Here is a 20,196-nt window from a genome sequence, read left to right on the forward strand (position 1 = left end):
CACATCACTTATTCATCCGGGGCAAGTTGCCTGGTTTGAGGTGAACTTCTGTGCTCGGTGGGTTTTGGCGGTGCGTAGTCTGTGCGCCATGCACACCACCGGGAACCGAGTGACGCGAGGGGGCGTCATCGTCCTCGGTGCAGTACGGGTGAATGAGCGATCGACCACATCCGTACTTCGGGGGGACCGGAAACCAGCCGCCGTTGACAGGCGCGCAAGGGTGCGCCTGCCCGAGGAGTAGTCGTTCGATGAGCGAGCACCGTCGCAAACCGCCGCAGCCGCAGGGAGGCGGACGTGCCGCGGCCCGACGTGGCCAGTCCGGCTCGTCCTCCGGCCGCCGTGCGGCACCGCGAGGCGCCACCGGGTCTCCTTCCGACGCGTACGGGTCGGATCCCTACGGGCCGGGAGACGAGGAGCGGTCGTACGGAGGCCGCGCCGAGACCCGGCGTGCGGCACAGAGAAACGGGGGCGGCCGCCGCAGAGCGCCCGAACCCGGCCGCGCGGGCCGGCGCGGGGCACCCGGTGGCCCGAGCGGGCCGCCGGGACGAGGCCGCGGGCGCGCCGGCGTCCCCGACAAGAAGCGTCTGATCGACTACCCGCGCGCGGGCAAGTACGGCGCGGCGCGCTGGATGCCGTCCTGGAAGCTGGTGACCGGCCTCTTCATCGCCTTCTTCGGCGGCATGGTGGCGGTCGCCGGTGTGGGGTACGCCCTCGTGGGCATCCCCGACGTCGCCAAGACGGCCACGGCGCAGAACAACGTCTACTACTGGTCCGACGGCTCCGAGATGGTCGCCACCGGTGGCGAGACCAACCGCCAGATCGTCAACCTCTCGCAGATCCCCGAGGCGATGCGGTTCGCCGTCATCTCCCAGGAGAACAAGACCTTCTACACCGACAGCGGCATCGACCCCAAGGGCATCGCCCGCGCCGTGTTCAACATGGCCAGGGGCGGTGAGACGCAGGGCGGCTCCACCATCACTCAGCAGTACGTGAAGAACGCGATGCTGAACGACCAGTCGCAGACTCTCTCCCGGAAGTTCAAGGAGATCTTCGTCTCGATCAAGGTGGGCGCCGAGATGAAGAAGGACGACATCATGGCCGGCTACCTGAACTCCGCGTACTACGGGCGCAACGCCTACGGGATCCAGGCCGCCGCGCGGGCGTACTTCAACAAGGACGCCGTCGACCTCAACGAGGGCGAATGCGCCTTCCTGGCGGCGATGCTGAAGGGCGCCACGTACTACGACCCGGCGGGCGCGACGTCCATCGACCCGGCCGCCACGCCCCAGGCCAACAGCAGGCGTGCCACGGTCCAGATGCAGGACACGCTCGACAAGATGGTCGAGTACGGCCACCTGGACCCCTCGACGCGGGCGAAGTACACCAAGCTCCCCAAGGTGCAGAACCCGCGGTCGAACACCGCGCTCAGCGGCCAGGTCGGCTACCTCGTCGACCTCGCCAAGGCGTACATCATCAACAACACGGACATCACCGCCGACGATCTGCAGCAGGGCGGCTACTCGGTCTACACGACCTTCGACAAGAAGAAGGTCAAGGCGCTCGAGACGGCGGTCAAGAACGTCCGGAAGGCCAACATCAAGCCCAAGTTGCGCCCGGACACGGACACCCACGTCCAGTTCGGCGGGGCGTCCGTGGATCCGGACACCGGGGCGATCAAGGCCATCTACGGCGGTGAGGACGCCACCAAGCACTTCACCAACAACGCCGACGTCACTGGCGCCCAGGTCGGTTCGACCTTCAAGCCGTTCGTGCTCGCCGCAGCCATGAAGTGGGGTGTGCGGGACCCCGACCTCGGGACCGAGCAGGCGCAGGACGAGCGCACCCAGGTCTCCCCCAAGAGTCTGTACAGCGGCAAGAACAAGCTGAAGATCAAGGACTACGACGGGACGGTCTGGAAGAACGAGAAGGGCGAGGAGTGGCTGCAGACCAACGACGGCAACCAGTCGCTCGGCAGCCCGCCCGACTACCGGATCGACCTTCGTGAGGCGATGCGGGAGTCGGTGAACTCCGCCTTCGTGCAGCTCGGCATGGACGTCGGGCTGGACAAGGTGAAGGAGGCGGCCGTCGACGCCGGCATCAAGGCGGACAGCCTGACCGGCACCAGCTTCCCGTCGTTCTCGATCGGTATCTCCGACCCGAGCGCGATCCGGATGGCGGGCGCGTACGCCACCTTCGCGGCCAGCGGCGAGCAGCGTGACCCGTACTCCGTGCAGAAGGTCACCAGCAGCGAGGGCACGGTCTTCAACCACAAGGTGCAGAGCAAGCAGGCGTTCACCGCGGCGGTCGCCGACAACGTCACGGACGTGCTGAAGACCGTGGTCGAAAAGGGCACGGGCACCAACGCCCAGCTGCCCGGCCGCGAGGTCGCCGGCAAGACCGGTACCACCGACGGCAACAAGTCGGCCTGGTTCGTGGGCTACACCCCGCAGCTGTCGACGTCGATCACGATGTTCCGGTACGACGACGACGAGACCAAGAAGAACCGCACCTTCGAGGAGATGTACGGAACCGGCGGCCAGGAGAAGATCCACGGTGCCTCGTTCCCGGCCGAGATCTGGCACGACTACATGGCGGAGGCGCTGAAGGGCACGCCGGCGAAGGACTTCCCGACGCCCGAGGACATCGGCGAGGTGGTCAACGACGTGCCGAGCCCGACGCCCACTCCGACGGTCAGCGACACGCCGGAGGCCAGCCCGACGCCGAGCCCGACGCCGAGCGAGACGCTGCCGAGCCCGACACCGTCGCCGAGCGACTCCTGCAAGTTCGGCTGGCAGTGCAACGACACCGGCGGGACGACCACCGGTGGCACGGACGGAGGCGTGACGTCGTCGCCGACGCCCACGGACACCTCCGGGACGGGCAACAGCAGAGGCAACGGCAACGGCGGCATCTTCGGTTGACGTACCGGGCCGCCACCAAAACGCCCAGCACGGATGTTTCACGTGAAACGAGCACATGTTTCACGTGAAACGCAAAACAGGGCCGCCGCACCCGAACAGGTGCGGCGGCCCTCGGCGTATTCCCAGGCACGTACGGCAGGATGTGCGGCATGCCCAGTGCAGAATCGACGCAAGCGAGCGCGCACGAGCCGGACCCGGTGCTGCCGACCAGGGAGGACGAGGTCGCCCGCTCCGGCAGCGAGCTGATCGGCGGCCCCCTCGGGCGGCGCGCCCTGCTCGGGACGTCCTGGTGGACGCCCGTCCGGGTCGTCGCGCTGGTCGCGATCGGCATGTTCGCCCTCGGCCTGATCCAGAAGGCGCCCTGCTACAACGGCGCCTGGTTCTACGGCGCCAGCTCCCAGTACACGAAGGCCTGCTACTCGGACATCCCGCACCTGTACCAGGGGCGGGGCTTCGCCGAAGGGCTCGTGCCGTACTTCGACAAGCTCTCCGGCGACATGCCGTACCTCGAGTACCCGGTGCTGACCGGCGTGTTCATGGAGGTTGCCGCGTGGCTCACGCCGGGCAGCGGCAGCATCCAGGACCAGGAGCAGTGGTACTGGATGGTCAACGCCGGGATGCTGATGGTCTGCGCGGCCGTCATCGCCGTCAGCGTGACCCGTACGCACGCCCGGCGGCCGTGGGACGGCCTGCTGCTCGCCCTGGCACCCGCCTTCGCGCTGACCGCCACCATCAACTGGGACCTGCTGGCGGTCGCCCTGACGGCCGCGGCGATGCTCATGTGGTCGCGGGGCCGCTCCCTGGCCTTCGGAGTCCTCCTGGGGCTCGCCACGGCCGCCAAGCTGTACCCCGTGTTCCTGCTGTGGCCGCTGTTCCTGCTGTGCTGGCGTTCGGGCAGGTGGCGGGAGTTCGGCCGGGGCCTGGGCGGGGCGGTCGTCTCCTGGCTCGTGGTGAACCTGCCGGTGATGCTGTTCGCCTGGGACGGCTGGGTGCAGTTCTACAGGTTCAGCCATGACCGGGGCGTGGACTTCGGGTCCTTCTGGCTGATCATGGCCCAGAACTCGACCGACCCGCTGACCACCGACACGGTCAACAACCTGGCCACGGCGCTGGTGCTGCTGTGCGGCGTGGGCATCGCGGTGCTCACCATGACGGCTCCCCGCCGGCCGCGCTTCGCCCAGCTCGCGTTCCTGATCGTCGCGGCGTTCATCCTCACCAACAAGGTCTACTCCCCGCAGTACGTCCTGTGGCTGGTGCCGCTCGCCGTGCTGGCGCGGCCGAAATGGCGGGACTTCCTGGTCTGGCAGGCGTGCGAGGTCCTGTACTACCTGGGCATCTGGATGTACCTCGCCTACACGACCAGCGGCGAGGCCCACAAGGGCCTGCCCCAGGAGGGCTACCACTGGGCCATCGCCGTCCACCTGCTGGGCACCCTGTACCTGTGCGTCGTGGTGGTCCGCGACATCCTCATGCCGGAACGGGACCCGGTGCGCCGCTCCGGTGACGACGACCCCTCGGGGGGCGAGCTCGACGGAGCGGAGGACGTCTTCGTCCTCGGCGCCGCGGCCCGCGCCCGCCGCGGGCACGTCCCCAATCTCGACGGGCCGCACGTGGAGTGGGGCTCCCGAGGGACGGCGTCCCCGGCGGACGGGCCCTGAGCGAACGGGCAACAGGCAAGGCGGAACACGGCGAAGGCCGGACCCGGAAGTCCTCCGGGTCCGGCCTTCGCCGTGCGGGCGGTGTGTCGCTCAGACGTCCACGAGCCGGTCGTACTGCGTGGTGGTGTGCCGCAGATGGGCCACCAGCTCGTCACCCACCTTCGGCTCGGGCGCGTCCGCGGGCACGAACAGGATGGAGACCTGCATGTGCGGCGGCTCGGCGAACCAGCGCTGCTTGCCGCCCCAGACGAACGGGGAAAGGTTCCGGTTGACCGTCGCTAGGCCGGCCCGGGCGACGCCCTTGGCACGCGGCATGACGCCGTGCAGCGCCTTGGGGGCCTCCAGGCCCACCCCGTGCGAGGTACCGCCCGCCACGACCACCAGGAAGCCGTCCGATGCCGCCTTCTGCTGCCGGTAGCCGAAGCGGTCGCCCTTGGCGACCCGGGTGACGTCCAGGACCGCTCCGCGGTACTCCGTTGCCTCGTGGTCGCCCAGCCACAGCCGCGTGCCGATCCGGGCGCGGAACCGGGTCTGCGGGAACTGCTGCTGCAGCCGCGTCAGCTCCTCCGCCTTCAGATGGCTGACGAACATCGTGTGCAGCGGCAGCCGGGCCGCCCGCAGACGGTCCATCCAGCCGATGACCTCCTCGACGGCGTCCGAGCCGTCGGTCCGGTCCAGCGGCAGGTGGATGGCGAAGCCCTCGAGGCGGACGTTCTCTATGGCGGAGTGCAGCTGCGGCAGGTCCTGCTCGCTCACACCATGGCGCTTCATCGAGGACATCACCTCGATCACCACGCGGGCCCCCACCAGGCCGTACACGCCGTCGACGGACGACACCGAGCGCACCACCCGGTCGGGCAGCGGGACGGGCTCCTCGCCGCGCCGGTAGGGCGTCAGCACCAGCAGGTCCCCGCTGAAGAAGTCCTTGATGCGCGCGGCCTCGTACGTCGTACCGACGGCGAGGATGTCCGCGCCCAGCCGCGTCGCCTCCTCCGCCAGCCGCTCGTGCCCGAAGCCGTAGCCGTTGCCCTTGCAGACCGGGACGAGCCCCGGGAACTGCTCCTGCACGTGCTTGTGGTGCGCCCGCCAGCGCGCGGTGTCGACGTAGAGCGTGAGCGCCATGGCCGGACCTGGAACCTTTCTCGTGGCTGCGGTGTGTCAGAGGTATGGAATCACTGAACGTGACGTCAGCGGCGCGACATGTAGATGTCGAGCGCCTTGTGGAGCAGCTTGTTCAGCGGGAAGTCCCACTCGCCGAGGTACTCGGCGGCCTGCCCGCCCGTGCCCACCTTGAACTGGATCAGGCCGAAGAGGTGGTCGGACTCGTCCAGCGAGTCGGAGATGCCCCGCAGGTCGTAGACGGTCGCGCCCAGCGCGTAGGCGTCGCGCAGCATCCGCCACTGCATCGCGTTCGAGGGCCGGACCTCACGGCCGATGTTGTCGGAGGCGCCGTAGGAGTACCAGACGTGCCCGCCGACGATCAGCATCGTCGCGGCCGACAGGTTCACGCCGTTGTGCCGGGCGAAGTACAGCCGCATGCGGTTGGGGTCCTCGGTGTTGAGGGCCGTCCACATGCGCTGGAAGTACGACAGCGGACGGGGCCGGAAGTGGTCGCGCACCGCCGTGATCTCGTACAGCCGCTGCCACTCCTCCAGGTCCTGGTAACCGCCCTGGACGACCTCGACACCGGCCTTCTCGGCCTTCTTGATGTTGCGGCGCCACAGCTGGTTGAAATTCTTGTGGACCTCTTCCAGGGAGCGGTTGGCCAGCGGCACCTGGTAGACGTAGCGGGGCTGGACGTCGCCGAAGCCGGCGCCGCCGTCCTCGCCCTGCTGCCAGCCCATCCGGCGCAGCTTGTCGGCGACCTCGAAGGCGCGCGGCTCGATGAAGTCGGCCTCGATGTCGCGCAGACGCTTCACGTCCGGGTCCTGGATGCCGGCCTTGATGGAGTTGGCCTCCCAGCGCCGGATGATCACCGGCGGGCCCATCTTCACCGAGAACGCGCCCTGCTGCTTGAGGTGCGCGAGCATCGGTTCCAGCCAGTCGGTGAGATTCGGCGCGAACCAGTTGATGACCGGGCCCTCGGGCAGATAGGCGAGGTAGCGCTTGATCTTCGGCAGCTGCCGGTACAGGACGAGGCCCACGCCGACCAGCTCGCCGGTCTTCCCGTCGAACCAGCCGAGATTCTCCGAGCGCCATTCCGCCTTGACGTCAGCCCAGGCCGGAACCTGCATGTGGCTCGCCGACGGCAGGCTCTGGATGTACGCCAGATGCTGCTCGCGACTGATCGTCCTCAGGGTCAGGCTCATTCGGGGCGCTCCTCGGGCTGGTGTGTCCCCATGGGTACAGGGGCTCCGGCTCTCGCGCGAAGCCTACTGCGCCTTACGAGCGCCCCGACTGGGCATACGGAAGCCGCGCCGGGCCCGCGGGCCGCCTCGGCGGCCCGCAGGGCGCTGTGCGATGTCCTGTGGACGGTGTCCGCGGCGTCAGCCGACGACCCCGCCGAAGAGGCCGCCGTGCGCCATGCCGAGGAAGAACCCGACCGCGGAGGCGCCGAGTCCCAGAACGAAACCGAAGCGCTCGCGGGTCGTCACCGAGATCCACTGCCCGTACGCGCCCGTGAGGACGCCGACCAGGCCGGTCCACGAGCTGAGCAGGTGCAGATCGCCGAAGAAGCCCGTCACGAACGCGAGCACTCCGAGCACCCCGGTCACCGCGAGCAGGGTGTCCTGGAGCGGATGGGGCTTGCCGTCCGTGGCGAAGAGGCCTCCGACGGTGTTGGGTCGCATTGCCTGTGCCATGTGGGCACCTCCTGCGGAAGACGGCGCACCGTAGCGCCATACACACCCGATGTGTACAGAGTGACGGTCCCGGAGGCCGGATTTCAACCGGAAGCCGCCCTGCAGGTACTCTGTACCTTCTGCACGGTGTCTGCCCATGTCACGGCGGGGTCTTTCGCGAAGGGCCCCGATTGTCAGTGGCGGCCTATACCGTTGCGTACGCATCACAACCCTCCTGCCACGGAACGACCGTGGCCGCTGAGTCCAAAGGAGGTGGGTTCCACATGCGTCACTACGAGGTGATGGTCATCCTCGACCCCGATCTCGAGGAGCGCGCTGTCTCCCCGCTGATCGAGAACTTCCTCTCCGTCGTCCGTGAGGGCAACGGAAAGGTGGAGAAGGTCGACACCTGGGGCCGTCGTCGGCTCGCGTACGAGATCAAGAAGAAGCCCGAGGGCATCTACTCGGTCATCGACCTGCAGGCCGAGCCTGCGGTCGTCAAGGAGCTCGACCGCCAGATGAACCTGAACGAGTCGGTCCTCCGGACCAAGGTCCTCCGTCCCGAGACCCACTGAGCCCTTCCGCTCAGCTGATCCCGGGATTCGAGTAGCAGCACCAAGCAGCCAGCAGCAAACCCGCCGAGAGGTTCCCCCATGGCAGGCGAGACCGTCATCACGGTCGTCGGCAATCTTGTCGACGACCCCGAGCTGCGCTTCACCCCCTCCGGTGCGGCGGTCGCGAAGTTCCGTGTCGCGTCCACTCCCCGCACCTTCGACCGTCAGACGAACGAGTGGAAGGACGGCGAGAGCCTGTTCCTGACCTGCTCCGTCTGGCGTCAGGCGGCGGAGAACGTCGCCGAGTCGCTCCAGCGAGGCATGCGCGTCATCGTGCAGGGCCGGCTGAAGCAGCGGTCCTACGAGGACCGTGAGGGCGTCAAGCGCACGGTCTACGAGTTGGACGTCGAGGAGGTCGGCGCCAGCCTGCGCAACGCCACGGCCAAGGTCACCAAGACCACCGGCCGGGGTGGCCAGGGTGGTTACGGCGGCGGTGGCGGCGGCGGCCAGGGTGGCGGCGGCTGGGGCGGCGGCCCCGGCGGCGGTCAGCAGGGCGGCGGAGCTCCCGCCGACGACCCGTGGGCGACCGGCGCTCCCGCCGGTGGCAACCAGGGCGGCGGCTGGGGCGGAAACTCCGGCGGCGGCGGTGGCGGCTACTCGGACGAACCCCCCTTCTAGGCCTCGGGCCGAGGGGCGGGTCGTACCCACACTTCTTGATCACACAGGAGAAACACCATGGCGAAGCCGCCTGTGCGCAAGCCGAAGAAGAAGGTCTGCGCTTTCTGCAAGGACAAGGTCACGTACGTGGACTACAAGGACACGAACATGCTGCGGAAGTTCATTTCCGACCGCGGCAAGATCCGTGCCCGCCGCGTGACCGGCAACTGCACGCAGCACCAGCGTGACGTCGCCACGGCCGTCAAGAACAGCCGTGAGATGGCGCTGCTGCCCTACACGTCCACCGCGCGCTAAAGGAAGGGTGACCTACTGATGAAGATCATCCTCACCCACGAGGTCTCCGGCCTCGGTGCCGCGGGCGACGTCGTCGACGTCAAGGACGGTTACGCTCGCAACTACCTGGTCCCGCGGAAGCTCGCGATCCGCTGGACCAAGGGTGGCGAGAAGGACGTCGAGCAGATCCGTCGTGCTCGCAAGATCCACGAGATCCAGACCATCGAGCAGGCCAACCAGGTCAAGGCCCAGCTCGAGGGCGTGAAGGTCCGTCTGGCGGTCCGCTCCGGCGACGCCGGTCGCCTCTTCGGTTCCGTCACCCCGGCCGACATCGCCTCGGCGATCAAGGCTGCCGGTGGCCCCGAGGTCGACAAGCGCCGCATCGAGCTCGGTGCGCCGATCAAGACCCTGGGCGCCCACGAGACGTCCGTGCGTCTGCACCCCGAGGTTGCCGCCAAGGTCAGCATCGAGGTGGTCGCGGCCTGAGTGCCGCGTTCGGCTGGACAGCCGGGAAGGGGCCGCATCCGCTGGGTGCGGCCCCTTCCGCATGCCGCCCGCGTTCTGGCCACGTCCCGCCCGTGTCCTGCCTGTGTCCCGCCCGTGTCCTGAATACGCGTCCCGCGGGATACGGGCGAATGGGCAGGTTTCACGTGAAACGTTCAGCGTGTCGCCCCGGTCACGAGCCAGCGGCCCGACCGGGCGCGCAGCCACAGGGTCAGCATTCGCACCGTCATCATCAGGGTCATGGCGGCCCACAGGGCGGTCAGTCCGCCGCCCGCCGTCGGCACGAGCAGAGCCGCCGGGGTGAAGACCGCCAGGGTGAGCAGCATGGCCCACGCCAGATACGGGCCGTCGCCGGCGCCCATCAGGACGCCGTCCAGCACGAAGACGACACCGCAGACCGGCTGCGAGAGAGCGACGATCACCAGGGCGGGGAGAGCCGCGTCCTTCACCACGGAGTCGCTGGTGAACAAGGGCAGGAAGACCGGTCGGGCGATCACGACCAGCACGCCCAGGACGACACCGACCGCGATGCCCCACTCCACCATCCGGCGGCATGCCTGGCGTGCGCCTCGGGTGTCGTCGGCTCCGAGGTAGCGCCCGATGATGGCCTGCCCGGCTATGGCGATGGCGTCGAGGGCGAAGGCGAGCAGGCTCCACAGGGACAGGACGATCTGGTGGGCCGCGATGTCGGCGTCACCGAGCCGGGCGGCCACAGCGGTGGCGATCATCAGGATCGCCCGCAGGGACAGCGTGCGCACCAGCAGCGGGGCACCGGCCTGTGCGCAGGCCCTGATCCCCGCGGCGTCGGGCCGCAGCGAGGCGCCGTGGCCGCGGGCCCCGCGGACGACCACCGTGAGATAGACCGCGGCCATCCCGCACTGGGCGATGACGGTCCCCCATGCGGAGCCCGCGATTCCCAGGCCGGCGCCGTAGACGAGGCCCGCATTGAGCACGGCGTTCGCGACGAAGCCCGCGACGGCGACGTACAACGGTGTCTTCGTGTCCTGCAGGCCGCGCAGGACGCCGGTCGCGGCGAGCACGACGAGCATGGCCGGGATGCCGAGGGCGGATATGCGCAGATAGGTCGTCGCATAGGGGGCCGCCGTGTCGGAGGCGCCGAAGACGTCCACCAGGACCGGTGCCGTGGGCAGTACTACGGCGATCACGGTGATGCCGATCAGGAGCGCCAGCCAGATGCCGTCCATGCCCTGGCGGATCGCGGCGTTGAGGTCGCCGGCACCGACCCGCCGGGCGACGGCCGCGGTGGTGGCGTAGGCGAGGAAGACGAAGACGCTCACCGCTGTCGTGAGCAGGGCCGAGGCGACACCGAGACCGGCGAGCTGGGCGGTCCCCAGGTGGCCCACGATCGCGCTGTCGGCCAGGACGAACAGCGGCTCGGCCACCAGCGCGCCGAAGGCAGGCACGGCCAGCGCGACGATCTCTCGGTCGTGCAGTCGCCGGGTGGTGCGGGAGGGCGCGGGAGCCTGTGTCATGAGCACCAATCTAATCGTCCACAGGTAAGAGATGTAAAGCCTATGCGTCCCTTACTGGCCATCTCGGCGTGTGCTCTTTCGTACACCGTTCGCAGCGATCTCGGCCCGAGCGGAGAAGTTTTTGTTCTGCACAGCCGGTGGACGGGAAACGTGCAGGTCAGCTCTCTGGTGGGGAAAGAGTGGGAACCTTGTTCACAGGCCTGTCCACCGGGTCGTGCACAGGTTTCGCGGAGTTGTCCACAGCATCCGGGCCGTCGTCCACATGCCCTGTGGATAACCAGATTGGCTGACGGTGCCCGCGGGCCTACCGTGGTCCGGCGCCCGCTCCCTTCGTCGGCCGTGATACCGACACAAAACCGACGTCTCAGAACCGGAGTTGGGCGCTTCAGTTGTCAGTGCCGTGCCGTAGAAATGAGGGGCACGGCGAGGTCCGCTCCGCGGACGGGAGGAGGTGGCTCGGTGAGCATTTCCGAGCCCTTGGACGATCCGTGGGCCGACAGCGGTCCCAGTGATCGTCTGCCCGCCTCCCGCCGGCGTGGTGACGGGGGACGAGGCCGCGACGAGCAGCACGACCGCGGCCGGGACAACGGTGTGTGGGACGGTGGCGGTGCGTCCTTCGAGCGGGTCCCGCCCCAGGACCTCGACGCCGAGCAGTCCGTCCTCGGCGGCATGCTCCTGTCGAAGGACGCCATCGCGGACGTCGTCGAGATCCTCAAGGGCCACGACTTCTACAAGCCCGCCCACGAGACGATCTTCCAGGCGATCCTCGACATCTATGCCAAGGGTGAGCCGGCCGACCCGATCACGATCGCCGCCGAGCTCACCAAGCGCGGCGAGATCAACAAGGTCGGCGGCGCCTCGTACCTGCACACCCTCGTCCAGACGGTGCCGACCGCGGCGAACGCCGAGTACTACGCGGAGATCGTCCACGAGCGTGCCGTGCTGCGCCGCCTGGTCGAGGCGGGCACCCGCATCACCCAGATGGGATACGCGGCCGACGACGACGTCGACGAGATCGTCAACCGCGCCCAGGCCGAGATCTACGCGGTCACCGAGCAGCGCACCAGCGAGGACTACCTCCCGCTCGGCGACATCATGGAGGGCGCGCTCGACGAGATCGAGGCGATCGGCTCCCGCAGCGGCGAGATGACCGGCGTGCCCACGGGCTTCACCGACTTCGACTCGCTCACCAACGGCCTGCACCCGGGCCAGATGATCGTCATCGCCGCCCGTCCCGCCATGGGCAAGTCCACCCTCGCGCTGGACTTCGCGCGGGCCGCGTCGATCAAGCACAACCTGCCGAGCGTCATCTTCTCCCTCGAGATGGGCCGCAACGAGATCGCGATGCGTCTGCTGTCCGCAGAGGCCCGCGTCGCCCTGCACCACATGCGCTCCGGCACGATGACCGACGAGGACTGGACCCGTCTGGCCCGCCGCATGCCCGACGTCTCCGCGGCCCCGCTCTTCATCGACGACTCGCCGAACCTGTCGATGATGGAGATCCGCGCCAAGTGCCGCCGCCTGAAGCAGCGCAACGACATCAGGCTCGTCGTCATCGACTACCTGCAGCTGATGCAGTCCGGCGGCTCCAAGCGCGCCGAGAGCCGTCAGCAGGAGGTCTCGGACATGTCCCGTAACCTCAAGCTGCTCGCCAAGGAGCTGGAGATCCCGGTGATCGCGCTCTCGCAGCTCAACCGTGGTCCCGAGCAGCGCACCGACAAGAAGCCGATGGTCTCCGACCTGCGTGAGTCCGGATCCATCGAGCAGGACGCCGACATGGTGATCCTGCTGCACCGCGAGGACGCCTACGAGAAGGAGTCGCCGCGCGCGGGCGAGGCCGACCTGATCGTGGCCAAGCACCGTAACGGCCCGACGGCGACGATCACGGTCGCCTTCCAGGGCCACTACTCGCGGTTCGTGGACATGGCACAGACCTGATCCGTCCGCGCCACGGGAGTGCCCGGAGACAATGAGGTCGACGGCCGAGTGTCCCGCGGGATGGACTGGGGGCATGACGACACCTGAGTTCGACCTGCTCCCCGGCACGCGCCGGGCACTTGTGCACCGGATCGCCGTGGCCCAGGCCGAGGGGCGCGCGCCCTCGCTGGTTGCGGCAGTGGTCCGGGACGGGAGAGCCGTATGGCACGGCGCGCGGACCTCGGTGGAGGGGCACGGTCCCGACGAGGACGTGCAGTACCGCATCGGCTCGATCACGAAGACCTTCACAGCCGTTCTGGTGCTGCGGCTGCGGGACGAGGGCCTGCTCGGCCTCGGCGATCCGCTGGAGAAGCATCTGCCCGGCACGGGGGCGGGGGAGGCCACGATCGCGGATCTCCTCGCCCACACCGGCGGACTGGCCGCGGAGTCGCCCGCCCCGTGGTGGGAGCGCACCCCGGGGTCGCTGCGTCCCGAACTCGCCGACGTCCTCGGCGAACAGCCCCTGCTGCACCCGGTGGGCCGCCGCTTCCACTACTCCAATCCCGGCTACACCGTGCTGGGCACGCTCGTCGAGAAGCTGCGGGGGGCTCCGTGGGAGAAGGTGCTACGGAGTGAAGTGCTCGAGCCCCTGGGACTGGACCGTACGACCGTGCAACCGAGGTCTCCGCACGCGGGGGGCTGGGCCGTCCATCCCTGGGCCGACGCCCTGCTGCCGGAGCCTTCCCAGAACCTCGGACGGATGGCGCCCGCGGGACAACTGTGGTCGACCACCGGTGACCTGGCGCGGTTCGCCGTCTTCCTGGCGCGCGGCGACGACCGGGTGCTGAGCGAGGAGACGGTACGGGAGATGCGGACTCCCGCGGCCCCGCCGGAACCCGCGGACGTGGTGGACGGTGTTTCCTACGGGCTCGGGCTGCAGATCCAGCACCGGGACGGCCGGCTGCTCGTCGGGCACTCCGGTTCGCTGCCGGGCTTCCTGGCGAACCTCACCATCAGCGTGGAGGACGACGTCGCGGCGGTCGTGCTGGCCAACTGCACGTCCGGCCCTCATCTGTCGGAGCTCGGCGCCGATCTCGTGGCCATCGTCGCACAGGCCGAGCCGCGCATTCCGGAGCCGTGGCGGCCGTTGTCGGAGGTCGACCCGGCGGTGCTGGAGCTGGCGAGACCCTGGTACTGGGGGACGCAGTCGTTCGCCCTGCGGCTGACGGCCGACGGGGGTGCCTCGCTGGAACCGCTGTCCGAGAGAGGCCGCCGCTCACGTTTCCGGGCGAACGGTGACGGGACGTGGACCGGGCTCGACGGCTACTACGCCGGTGAACTCCTCAGGCCTGTGCGGCGCCCGGACGGGACCGTGGATCATCTGGACCTCGGGTCGTTCGTGTTCACGCGCCGGCCGTACGACGAGGAGGCTTCCGTGCCCGGCGGAGTGGACCCGGACGGGTGGCGGGGCATCAGCTGACGGTGATCCGCCCCGGGGAAACCGGTGTGGCACATGAGGGGGCGTCCTGTTTCACGTGAAACAAGACGCCCCGTCCGTTTCGGTGCGGGTTCAGAGCTGGAGCTTGAAGCCCAGATGGGAGGGCTCGAATCCCAGTCGCTCGTAGAAGCGGTGGGCGTCGGTGCGTGTCCTGTCCGACGTCAGCTGCACCAACTGACAGTCCAGGCGGCGGGATCGGTCGATCGCCCACTCGATGAGCCGGGTGCCCAGTCCGCTGCCCCGTTCGTCGGCGTGGATGCGCACCGCTTCGATGATCGACCGGGTGGCGCCGCGCCGGGACAGTCCCGGAACGATCGTGAGCTGGAGGGTGCCGACGACCCGGCCCTCGCGTTCGGCGACGACCAGATGCTGGTGCGGGTCGGACGTGAGGCGGTCGAGGGCCGCCAGGTACGGGCTCAGGTCGTCCGGCGACTCACGCCGGGCGCCCAGAGGGTCGTCGGCCAGCATCGCGACGATCGCGGGCACGTCGTCCGCCGTGGCGGGCCGTATCGCAAGGTCTCCCATATGCAGCACCCTATGCGGGTGCGCTGACGGCGGCCGGGCACGGCTCAGCCCGCCGCCACCGTCAGTGGAGCGAAGCGCCGGGTCCAGTCACCTGGCAGGTCCGGGATGCCGTGGGTCATGACCGCGTTGAAGGCGACGGACGCCAGCCCCCGCGCCCTCACCCATGCCAGCAAGGCCTCGTGCCGTACGTCGATGTCGGTGCGCAGGGGGCGGTCGGTGTGCGCGGCGAGGGAGGCGACGAGTGCCGCGGCCGTCTCGGTGTCGCGGGCGATCAGCGGTCCGACGACATGGGTGTCCATGTTGGGCCAGGCGGCCGCGTACCCGATGAGCCGTCCGTTCTCCTCGGCCACCCGGATCTGGTCGGCGAAGGCCGGCAGGCGCGTGATGAGGTGCGTGCGGTCGACGCCGAACACCTCTGCGTCGAGCCGCAGGATCGCGGTGAGGTCCTCGGCGGTGGCGGCGCGGGTGGTGACCTCGGGCACCGGCCCGTCGGGCGTGAAGCGCCCGCACAGCATCTCGGCCCGGCCGGTGACCTCGAAGCCGAGTTCCTCGTACAGGGGGCGGCCGTTCGGGGTCGCATGCAGGGTCAGCGGGGTGGTGCCCATGGTGGTGACGACGTGCCTCATCAGCCGGCGGCCCACGCCTTGCCGGGCATGCCGTCGGGCCACCAGCACCATGCCGACGGCGCCCAGCTGCGGACGGTCCTGCGGCCCGTACTCGGTGACGACGCAGGCGGTGACGAGACCCCCGCCGGGGTCGTCGATGCCGTACGCCTTCCCGGCGGTGAGGAGGAGGCCCCACTTGTGCTCTTCGCGAGGCCACCCCCGATCCTCCGACAGGTCGGCGCAGGAGGTGAGATCGCGGAGCGTCAGCCGGCGGATGGGCAGAGCGGAGAGGGAAGGAGTCGGCACGCGGGCCAGGCTGTCCGACGCGCCCCCTCGGCGTCCACCACTTTCCCGCCGTTCACCGGGCCGGTGGATCCGGCGGGAGTGCTCAGCGGGGCGGCGCAGGCCGAGGTCGCGGGCGGTACGTCAGCCGAGGTCAGGCGCGTGCATGGCGCGTACGCCCTCGATGTTGCCGTCCAGATAGTGTCGCAGCGACAGCGGGACGAGATGGACGGAGGCGATCCCGACACGGGTGAACGGCACGCGGACGATCTCGTACTCGCCGGCGGGCTCGTCCACCTCCGGGCCGTGCCGCAGAGAGGTGTCCATGGACTCCAGGCGGCAGACGAAGAAGTGCTGCACCTTCACGCCGGTCGCGCCGCCGTCCTCGCCGATGTGCTCGACGGTGTCGACGAAGCAGGGCACCACGTCGGTGATCTTGGCGCCGAGTTCCTCGTACACCTCGCGGTGCAGGGCGTCGACGACGGTCGTGTCCCCGGGCTCCACCCCGCCTCCGGGAGTGACCCAGTAGGGGTCCACGCCGGGCTTGGTGCGCTTGATCAGGATCAGGTCGTCGCCGTCCAGCAGGACGGCACGGGCGGTGCGCTTGACCACGGGTCGGACGGTCATGGGAGGAATGTGGCCCGTATCGTTCCACGTGAAACATCGCATATCGTCACCGGACGAGCCCGCCCGGTGACGACCGAGCGGCTCTGCTCAGCACCAGTCCGCCGCGGCCCGCAGCAGCCATTCGTGGGCCCGTGCGATGTGCGGCATCGCCAGCGTGCCCGTCCGGACCACCAGGAAGTAGGTCCGCAGCGGAGGCACGGCCGGCTCGTGCAGGGCGACGACGTCACCGCGCTCCAGAGCCGCCTCGCACAGATAGCGGGGCAGCACTGCCAGCCCCGCGCCCGCGACGGCGCAGGCGAGGACCGCGCGCAGATCGGGGACGATGATCGTGCCGGGAGCGGCGGGACGGGAGTCGAAGACGGAGGCCCAGTAGCGGGAGACGAAGGGCAGTGACTCGTGCACCTCGATCACGGGAATGTCCTTCAGCGCGGGCGCCCCGGCGTGGCGGGCTGCCTCGGCGCCTGTCTGCTCGGCCCGGCCCGGGGCGGCGACCAGGACGTGCTCCTCGTCGCACAGCGCAGTCGCCGTGAGCAGCGCCCCGCGCGGGCGGGCCGTGCCGATGGCCAGATCGTGATGCCCGGCGGCCAGCCCTTCCAGGACTTCCTCGGCGGGCCCGAAGGAGGAGCGCAACGCGAATCCCTGGCCGTCCTCCCCGGTCAGTTCCGTGAGGGCGGGCAGCGCGCGCTCGGCGGTGAACTCGGGCGGCCCGGCGAGGTGCAGGCTGCGCAAGGAGGACTCGTCGTCGAGTCCGGTCTCGGCGATCTCGACCAGGGCGTCGAGATGCGGAGCCGCCTTGTGCGCGAGTTCGTCGCCGATGGTCGTCGGCGTCACTCCGCGGGCCTGCCGCAGGAACAGGGGACGGCCCAACTGCCGTTCGAGGGTGCGGATCTGCGAAGTCACGGCCGGCTGCGACAGACCGAGCAGCGCGGCGGCGCGGGTGAAGGAGCCGGCCCGGTGCACGGTCACGAAGGTGCGCAGCAAGGCCAGATCCATGGCCTGTCCTCCTCTTTCCCTGCCCTTCTCCCGGCCCCGAGGCAGGGCCCAACTATAAATATGTCGATAGGTCTCTGTCGCTACGGTGATTGGACACTGACACAGAGTCAACTAGCCTTGTTCGCGCGGTTCTTCGCGCGCGGAACCGAGGGCGGTCCGAGCCACGAGGGGGGAGGCTCGGACCGTCCGCCGCCTGCCGCCTGCCGCCTGCCGCCCGCAGCGGACGCCACGCCGGGATGCCGGTGGGGCTCCGGGACCGCGTTCACGTCGCCGATTCCCGCACCGCGCGAAGCACGTCCGCCACCAGATCCTCCGGGTCCTCGGCCCCGACCGACAGGCGGATGAACCCCTCCGGTACCGCGTCCCCGCCCCAGCGTCCGCGCCGCTCGGCCGTGGACCGTACCCCGCCGAAGCTCGTCGCCTCGTCCACGAGCCGGAGCTCCTGCAGGAACCGCTCGGCCCGCGCACGCGTGGGCAGCGTGAAGGAGACCACGCACCCGTAGCGGCGCATCTGACGGGAGGCGACGGCGTGCGAGGGATCACCGGGCAGCCCGGGATAGCGCAGCCCGCTCACCTCCGGCTGCCCCCGCAGGGCCTCGCCGACCGCCAGAGCCGTGGCGCACTGCCGGTCCACCCGCAGCTGGAGCGTGGCGAGCGAACGGTGCGCGAGCCAGGTCTCCATGGGCCCCGGGATCGCGCCGACGATCTTGCGCCAGCGCCGGACCGCGGTCATGGCCTCGGTGTCGCGCCCGACGACGTAACCCAGCAGCACGTCCCCGTGCCCGGTGAGCTGCTTGGTGCCGCTGGCCACCGAGAAGTCGGCGCCGAGTTCCAGCGGGCGCTGCCCCAGCGGCGTCGCGAGCGTGTTGTCGACCGCGACCAGGGCGCCACGCGCGTGTGCGGCCTCGGCCAGGCGCCGGACGTCGCACACGTCGAGCCCGGGGTTGGAGGGGGTCTCGAGCCACACCAGCCGCGCGCCGTCGAGGACGTCGAGCTGGGCGTCGTTCCCGGTCGGCGCGGTGCGCACGTCGATGCCGTACGCCTCCAGCTGGGCGCGCACCAGGGGCAGCGCCTGGTAGCCGTCGCTGGGCAGGACGACTGTGTCCCCGGCGCGCAGTTGGGAGAACAGCACCGACGAGATCGCGGCCATCCCGGAGGCGAACGCGAGTGTCTCCACCCCGTCCTGGCCGGGCGCCTCCAACTCGCCGACAGCACGCTCCAGCAGCGTCCAGGTCGGGTTCTCGTCACGGCCGTAGGTGTACGGGCCGGTCGGGTCGCCCGGCAGATGGAAGTGGGCGGCGAACACCGGACCGGGCAGGGTCGGCTCGTACTTCACCGGCTGGGGCAGCCCGGCCCGCACCGCGCGCGTGCCCTCTCCGCCGCCGGCCGCGCCCGTGCCGGAGCCGTTCATGCCGCCCGTCCTTCCAGGTGCTCGCGCACCGCGGCGAGCAGGCCCTCGCACGCCGTCTCCACCATCTCCAGGCACTCCTCGAAGTCGTCCCTGCCCCCGTAGTACGGGTCGGGCACGTCGAGGTCGTCGCCGGCCTCGTCGGAAGGCGCGGGCGATCCACTCGTCGCGGGCTGGAGGCCGGGCGAGGGGCGGGTGTACGCGCGCAGCAGCCGCACCTTCGCCGCGTCCTCCGGAGTGGACGCGAGGCGGCGCAGGGCCGTGAGGTGGCCGGAGTCGAGGGCGACGACGAGGTCGAGCTGGTCGAACCAGGACGGCTGGAACTGCCGGGCGGTGTGCTCGTTCGCGTAACCGTTGTCCTCGAGGACGGCGGCGGCGCGCGGGTCGGCACCCTCGCCCACGTGCCAACCGCCGGTCCCGGCGCTCTCGGCCTCGACCAGGCCGTCGAGTCCGGCCTCGGCCAGGCGGGCACGGAAGACGGCCTCGGCCATCGGGGAGCGGCAGATGTTGCCGGTGCAGACGAAGCAGACGCGGTAGGTCATCGCACGCTCAGTCCTCGTCGGGCAGGACGACGTGGAGCGCCCAGGAGACGATCGAGATGATCAGGCCGCCGAGGACGGCGGTCCAGAAGCCCTCGACGTGGAAGCTGAGGTCGAGCCCGTCGGCCAGCCACGAGGTCAGCAGCAGCATCAGAGCGTTGACGATCAGGGTGAACAGGCCGAGCGTCAGGATGAGCAGGGGCAGGCTGAGAAGGTTGACCACCGGCTTGACCAGCCAGTTCACCAGGCCGAAGAGCAGCGCTACCACTATCAGGGTGCCGGCCTTCTTGCCTGTGCTGTCCCCCGTGAGGGTGATCTTGTCGAGCAGCCAGACGGCGACCGCCAGGGCACCCGCGTTGGCGATCGTCTTGACTACGAAATTCTTCATGTGTCTGATCGTGGCAGACAGGATCGAATACGAGCAGCGTGATGAGGACGGCAAGGGCGATGAAGGCATTCCGACTGGACGAACTGGAGGCGGAGCGCGCCGCCAACGAGGGCGCCTACCTGCAGTTTCTTCGTGAGCGGAACATGTCGGTCGGCCTGTACGCGCTCAACGCGGGCGAGCACGATCCACAGCAGCCGCACCGCCAGGACGAGGTCTACTTCGTGGTGAGCGGCCGCGCCTCGATCACCGTCGGCCTGGAGACCACGGAGGTGGCGCGCGGCAGCGTGGTGTACGTGCCGGCCGGAGTCGCCCACAAGTTCCACCACATCAGCGAGGACCTGCGGGTGCTCGTGGTGTTCTCCCCGCCGGAGAGCTGACCGGCCGGAAAGCCGGCCCGCCGGAGACCTGACCCGTCGGAAAGCCGGTCCTCCGGAGAGCTGACCCTCCGGCAGGCCGACCCGTCGTCTCGGGGTTCCCTAGGGGATCAGTCAGGGGAGGACAAGGGGCGCGAGCCCCCCGCCGGGACCCCCGTCCGTCCTAGCATCGAGAGCAG

General features: G+C 69.7%; 20 protein-coding genes. 9 read left to right on the top strand and 11 right to left on the bottom strand.

Going from position 1 to position 20,196, the window contains the following annotated elements:
* Nucleotides 1-248: 248 nt before the first annotated feature.
* Together ACH4ZX_RS11420 and ACH4ZX_RS11425 are read left to right on the top strand one after the other, a co-directional pair.
* On the top strand, nucleotides 249-2,921 hold the full coding sequence (locus tag ACH4ZX_RS11420; RefSeq protein ID WP_398271025.1) for a transglycosylase domain-containing protein: 2,673 nt from the start codon (nucleotides 249-251) through the stop codon (nucleotides 2,919-2,921).
* A 149-nt stretch (nucleotides 2,922-3,070) separates the two neighbouring features.
* Nucleotides 3,071-4,579 (top strand): glycosyltransferase family 87 protein, encoded by a 1,509-nt coding sequence (locus ACH4ZX_RS11425; protein WP_398271028.1) that lies wholly within the window; start codon nucleotides 3,071-3,073, stop codon nucleotides 4,577-4,579.
* 90 nt (nucleotides 4,580-4,669) lie between these two features.
* Here the strand turns inward: ACH4ZX_RS11425 and ACH4ZX_RS11430 are convergent, their stop codons facing one another.
* The 3 genes from ACH4ZX_RS11430 to ACH4ZX_RS11440 all read right to left on the bottom strand — a co-directional run bounded on the left by ACH4ZX_RS11430 (nucleotide 4,670) and on the right by ACH4ZX_RS11440 (nucleotide 7,380).
* Nucleotides 4,670-5,701 (bottom strand): alanine racemase, encoded by a 1,032-nt coding sequence (locus tag ACH4ZX_RS11430; RefSeq protein WP_324790116.1) that lies wholly within the window; start codon nucleotides 5,699-5,701, stop codon nucleotides 4,670-4,672.
* Between the two features lie 65 nt (nucleotides 5,702-5,766).
* A complete protein-coding gene (gene femX, locus ACH4ZX_RS11435) occupies nucleotides 5,767-6,888 on the bottom strand; it encodes a peptidoglycan bridge formation glycyltransferase FemX (RefSeq protein WP_351887449.1) in 1,122 nt (373 codons plus the stop codon).
* A gap of 177 nt (nucleotides 6,889-7,065) precedes the next feature.
* Entirely contained in the window at nucleotides 7,066-7,380 is a 315-nt protein-coding gene (locus tag ACH4ZX_RS11440) for a hypothetical protein (RefSeq protein ID WP_398271032.1), read from the bottom strand.
* A 263-nt stretch (nucleotides 7,381-7,643) separates the two neighbouring features.
* Here ACH4ZX_RS11440 and rpsF point away from each other — a divergent pair, with 263 nt between their 5' ends.
* The 4 genes from rpsF (at nucleotide 7,644) to rplI (ending at nucleotide 9,350) form a co-directional block, all read left to right on the top strand.
* Nucleotides 7,644-7,934 (top strand): 30S ribosomal protein S6, encoded by a 291-nt coding sequence (rpsF, locus tag ACH4ZX_RS11445; protein WP_004950685.1) that lies wholly within the window; start codon nucleotides 7,644-7,646, stop codon nucleotides 7,932-7,934.
* A 78-nt stretch (nucleotides 7,935-8,012) separates the two neighbouring features.
* Complete coding sequence (locus tag ACH4ZX_RS11450; RefSeq protein WP_324790119.1) at nucleotides 8,013-8,591, top strand: single-stranded DNA-binding protein; 579 nt, start codon at nucleotides 8,013-8,015, stop codon at nucleotides 8,589-8,591.
* Nucleotides 8,592-8,648: 57 nt separating this feature from the next.
* The gene (rpsR, locus tag ACH4ZX_RS11455; protein WP_003949403.1) at nucleotides 8,649-8,885 is read left to right on the top strand and encodes a 30S ribosomal protein S18; all 237 of its coding nucleotides are present in this window, start codon (nucleotides 8,649-8,651) and stop codon (nucleotides 8,883-8,885) included.
* A gap of 18 nt (nucleotides 8,886-8,903) precedes the next feature.
* Nucleotides 8,904-9,350: a 50S ribosomal protein L9 gene (gene rplI / locus ACH4ZX_RS11460; RefSeq protein ID WP_159534618.1), complete on the top strand. Its 447-nt coding sequence runs from the start codon at nucleotides 8,904-8,906 to the stop codon at nucleotides 9,348-9,350.
* A 173-nt stretch (nucleotides 9,351-9,523) separates the two neighbouring features.
* Here rplI and ACH4ZX_RS11465 read toward each other — a convergent pair whose 3' ends face one another.
* On the bottom strand, nucleotides 9,524-10,861 hold the full coding sequence (locus ACH4ZX_RS11465; RefSeq protein WP_398271036.1) for an MATE family efflux transporter: 1,338 nt from the start codon (nucleotides 10,859-10,861) through the stop codon (nucleotides 9,524-9,526).
* 459 nt (nucleotides 10,862-11,320) lie between these two features.
* On the opposite strand from ACH4ZX_RS11465, the gene dnaB reads away from it, so the two are divergent.
* Entirely contained in the window at nucleotides 11,321-12,799 is a 1,479-nt protein-coding gene (gene dnaB / locus ACH4ZX_RS11470) for a replicative DNA helicase (RefSeq protein ID WP_324790121.1), read from the top strand.
* 73 nt (nucleotides 12,800-12,872) lie between these two features.
* The gene (locus ACH4ZX_RS11475; protein WP_398271040.1) at nucleotides 12,873-14,258 is read left to right on the top strand and encodes a serine hydrolase domain-containing protein; all 1,386 of its coding nucleotides are present in this window, start codon (nucleotides 12,873-12,875) and stop codon (nucleotides 14,256-14,258) included.
* A gap of 90 nt (nucleotides 14,259-14,348) precedes the next feature.
* Here ACH4ZX_RS11475 and ACH4ZX_RS11480 read toward each other — a convergent pair whose 3' ends face one another.
* From ACH4ZX_RS11480 to ACH4ZX_RS11510, 7 genes are all read right to left on the bottom strand, one after another.
* Nucleotides 14,349-14,801, bottom strand: a complete 453-nt coding sequence (locus ACH4ZX_RS11480) for a GNAT family N-acetyltransferase (protein ID WP_398271043.1) — start codon at nucleotides 14,799-14,801, stop codon at nucleotides 14,349-14,351.
* Between the two features lie 44 nt (nucleotides 14,802-14,845).
* A complete protein-coding gene (locus ACH4ZX_RS11485) occupies nucleotides 14,846-15,712 on the bottom strand; it encodes a GNAT family N-acetyltransferase (RefSeq protein ID WP_398271046.1) in 867 nt (288 codons plus the stop codon).
* A 120-nt stretch (nucleotides 15,713-15,832) separates the two neighbouring features.
* Nucleotides 15,833-16,315: an NUDIX hydrolase gene (locus tag ACH4ZX_RS11490; protein WP_324790126.1), complete on the bottom strand. Its 483-nt coding sequence runs from the start codon at nucleotides 16,313-16,315 to the stop codon at nucleotides 15,833-15,835.
* 87 nt (nucleotides 16,316-16,402) lie between these two features.
* The gene (locus tag ACH4ZX_RS11495) at nucleotides 16,403-17,308 is read right to left on the bottom strand and encodes a LysR family transcriptional regulator (RefSeq protein WP_398271050.1); all 906 of its coding nucleotides are present in this window, start codon (nucleotides 17,306-17,308) and stop codon (nucleotides 16,403-16,405) included.
* A gap of 262 nt (nucleotides 17,309-17,570) precedes the next feature.
* A complete protein-coding gene (locus ACH4ZX_RS11500) occupies nucleotides 17,571-18,719 on the bottom strand; it encodes a cystathionine gamma-lyase (protein ID WP_398271053.1) in 1,149 nt (382 codons plus the stop codon).
* Nucleotides 18,716-19,258, bottom strand: coding sequence for a low molecular weight protein-tyrosine-phosphatase (locus ACH4ZX_RS11505; protein WP_398271056.1), 543 nt, complete (start codon nucleotides 19,256-19,258; stop codon nucleotides 18,716-18,718). The genes ACH4ZX_RS11500 and ACH4ZX_RS11505 overlap by 4 nt, the downstream gene beginning before the upstream one ends.
* 7 nt (nucleotides 19,259-19,265) lie before the next feature.
* Nucleotides 19,266-19,643: a phage holin family protein gene (locus tag ACH4ZX_RS11510; protein WP_360753826.1), complete on the bottom strand. Its 378-nt coding sequence runs from the start codon at nucleotides 19,641-19,643 to the stop codon at nucleotides 19,266-19,268.
* 59 nt (nucleotides 19,644-19,702) lie between these two features.
* On the opposite strand from ACH4ZX_RS11510, the gene ACH4ZX_RS11515 reads away from it, so the two are divergent.
* Nucleotides 19,703-20,020 carry a cupin domain-containing protein gene (locus ACH4ZX_RS11515; RefSeq protein ID WP_360753957.1) on the top strand — a complete coding sequence of 106 codons (318 nt, stop codon included), beginning with the start codon at nucleotides 19,703-19,705 and terminating at the stop codon, nucleotides 20,018-20,020.
* Nucleotides 20,021-20,196 lie beyond the last annotated feature (176 nt).

This window comes from Streptomyces sp. NPDC020490 (assembly GCF_044335305.1).
Taxonomy (GTDB): Bacteria; Actinomycetota; Actinomycetes; order Streptomycetales; family Streptomycetaceae; genus Streptomyces.

Excerpts from the sequence above, each read along its gene's own strand:
- femX (WP_351887449.1), bottom strand. The coding sequence starts at position 6,888 with ATGAGCCTGACCCTGAGGACGATCAGTCGCGAGCAGCATCTGGCGTAC.
- rplI (WP_159534618.1), top strand. The coding sequence starts at position 8,904 with ATGAAGATCATCCTCACCCACGAGGTCTCCGGCCTCGGTGCCGCGGGC.
- ACH4ZX_RS11500 (WP_398271053.1), bottom strand. The coding sequence starts at position 18,719 with ATGAACGGCTCCGGCACGGGCGCGGCCGGCGGCGGAGAGGGCACGCGC.
- ACH4ZX_RS11420 (WP_398271025.1), top strand. The coding sequence starts at position 249 with ATGAGCGAGCACCGTCGCAAACCGCCGCAGCCGCAGGGAGGCGGACGT.
- ACH4ZX_RS11495 (WP_398271050.1), bottom strand. The coding sequence starts at position 17,308 with ATGGATCTGGCCTTGCTGCGCACCTTCGTGACCGTGCACCGGGCCGGC.
- ACH4ZX_RS11505 (WP_398271056.1), bottom strand. The coding sequence starts at position 19,258 with ATGACCTACCGCGTCTGCTTCGTCTGCACCGGCAACATCTGCCGCTCC.
- ACH4ZX_RS11450 (WP_324790119.1), top strand. The coding sequence starts at position 8,013 with ATGGCAGGCGAGACCGTCATCACGGTCGTCGGCAATCTTGTCGACGAC.
- ACH4ZX_RS11465 (WP_398271036.1), bottom strand. The coding sequence starts at position 10,861 with ATGACACAGGCTCCCGCGCCCTCCCGCACCACCCGGCGACTGCACGAC.
- ACH4ZX_RS11475 (WP_398271040.1), top strand. The coding sequence starts at position 12,873 with ATGACGACACCTGAGTTCGACCTGCTCCCCGGCACGCGCCGGGCACTT.
- ACH4ZX_RS11440 (WP_398271032.1), bottom strand. The coding sequence starts at position 7,380 with ATGGCACAGGCAATGCGACCCAACACCGTCGGAGGCCTCTTCGCCACG.
- ACH4ZX_RS11430 (WP_324790116.1), bottom strand. The coding sequence starts at position 5,701 with ATGGCGCTCACGCTCTACGTCGACACCGCGCGCTGGCGGGCGCACCAC.
- ACH4ZX_RS11480 (WP_398271043.1), bottom strand. The coding sequence starts at position 14,801 with ATGGGAGACCTTGCGATACGGCCCGCCACGGCGGACGACGTGCCCGCG.
- ACH4ZX_RS11510 (WP_360753826.1), bottom strand. The coding sequence starts at position 19,643 with ATGAAGAATTTCGTAGTCAAGACGATCGCCAACGCGGGTGCCCTGGCG.
- ACH4ZX_RS11425 (WP_398271028.1), top strand. The coding sequence starts at position 3,071 with ATGCCCAGTGCAGAATCGACGCAAGCGAGCGCGCACGAGCCGGACCCG.
- ACH4ZX_RS11490 (WP_324790126.1), bottom strand. The coding sequence starts at position 16,315 with ATGACCGTCCGACCCGTGGTCAAGCGCACCGCCCGTGCCGTCCTGCTG.
- rpsF (WP_004950685.1), top strand. The coding sequence starts at position 7,644 with ATGCGTCACTACGAGGTGATGGTCATCCTCGACCCCGATCTCGAGGAG.
- ACH4ZX_RS11515 (WP_360753957.1), top strand. The coding sequence starts at position 19,703 with ATGAAGGCATTCCGACTGGACGAACTGGAGGCGGAGCGCGCCGCCAAC.
- rpsR (WP_003949403.1), top strand. The coding sequence starts at position 8,649 with ATGGCGAAGCCGCCTGTGCGCAAGCCGAAGAAGAAGGTCTGCGCTTTC.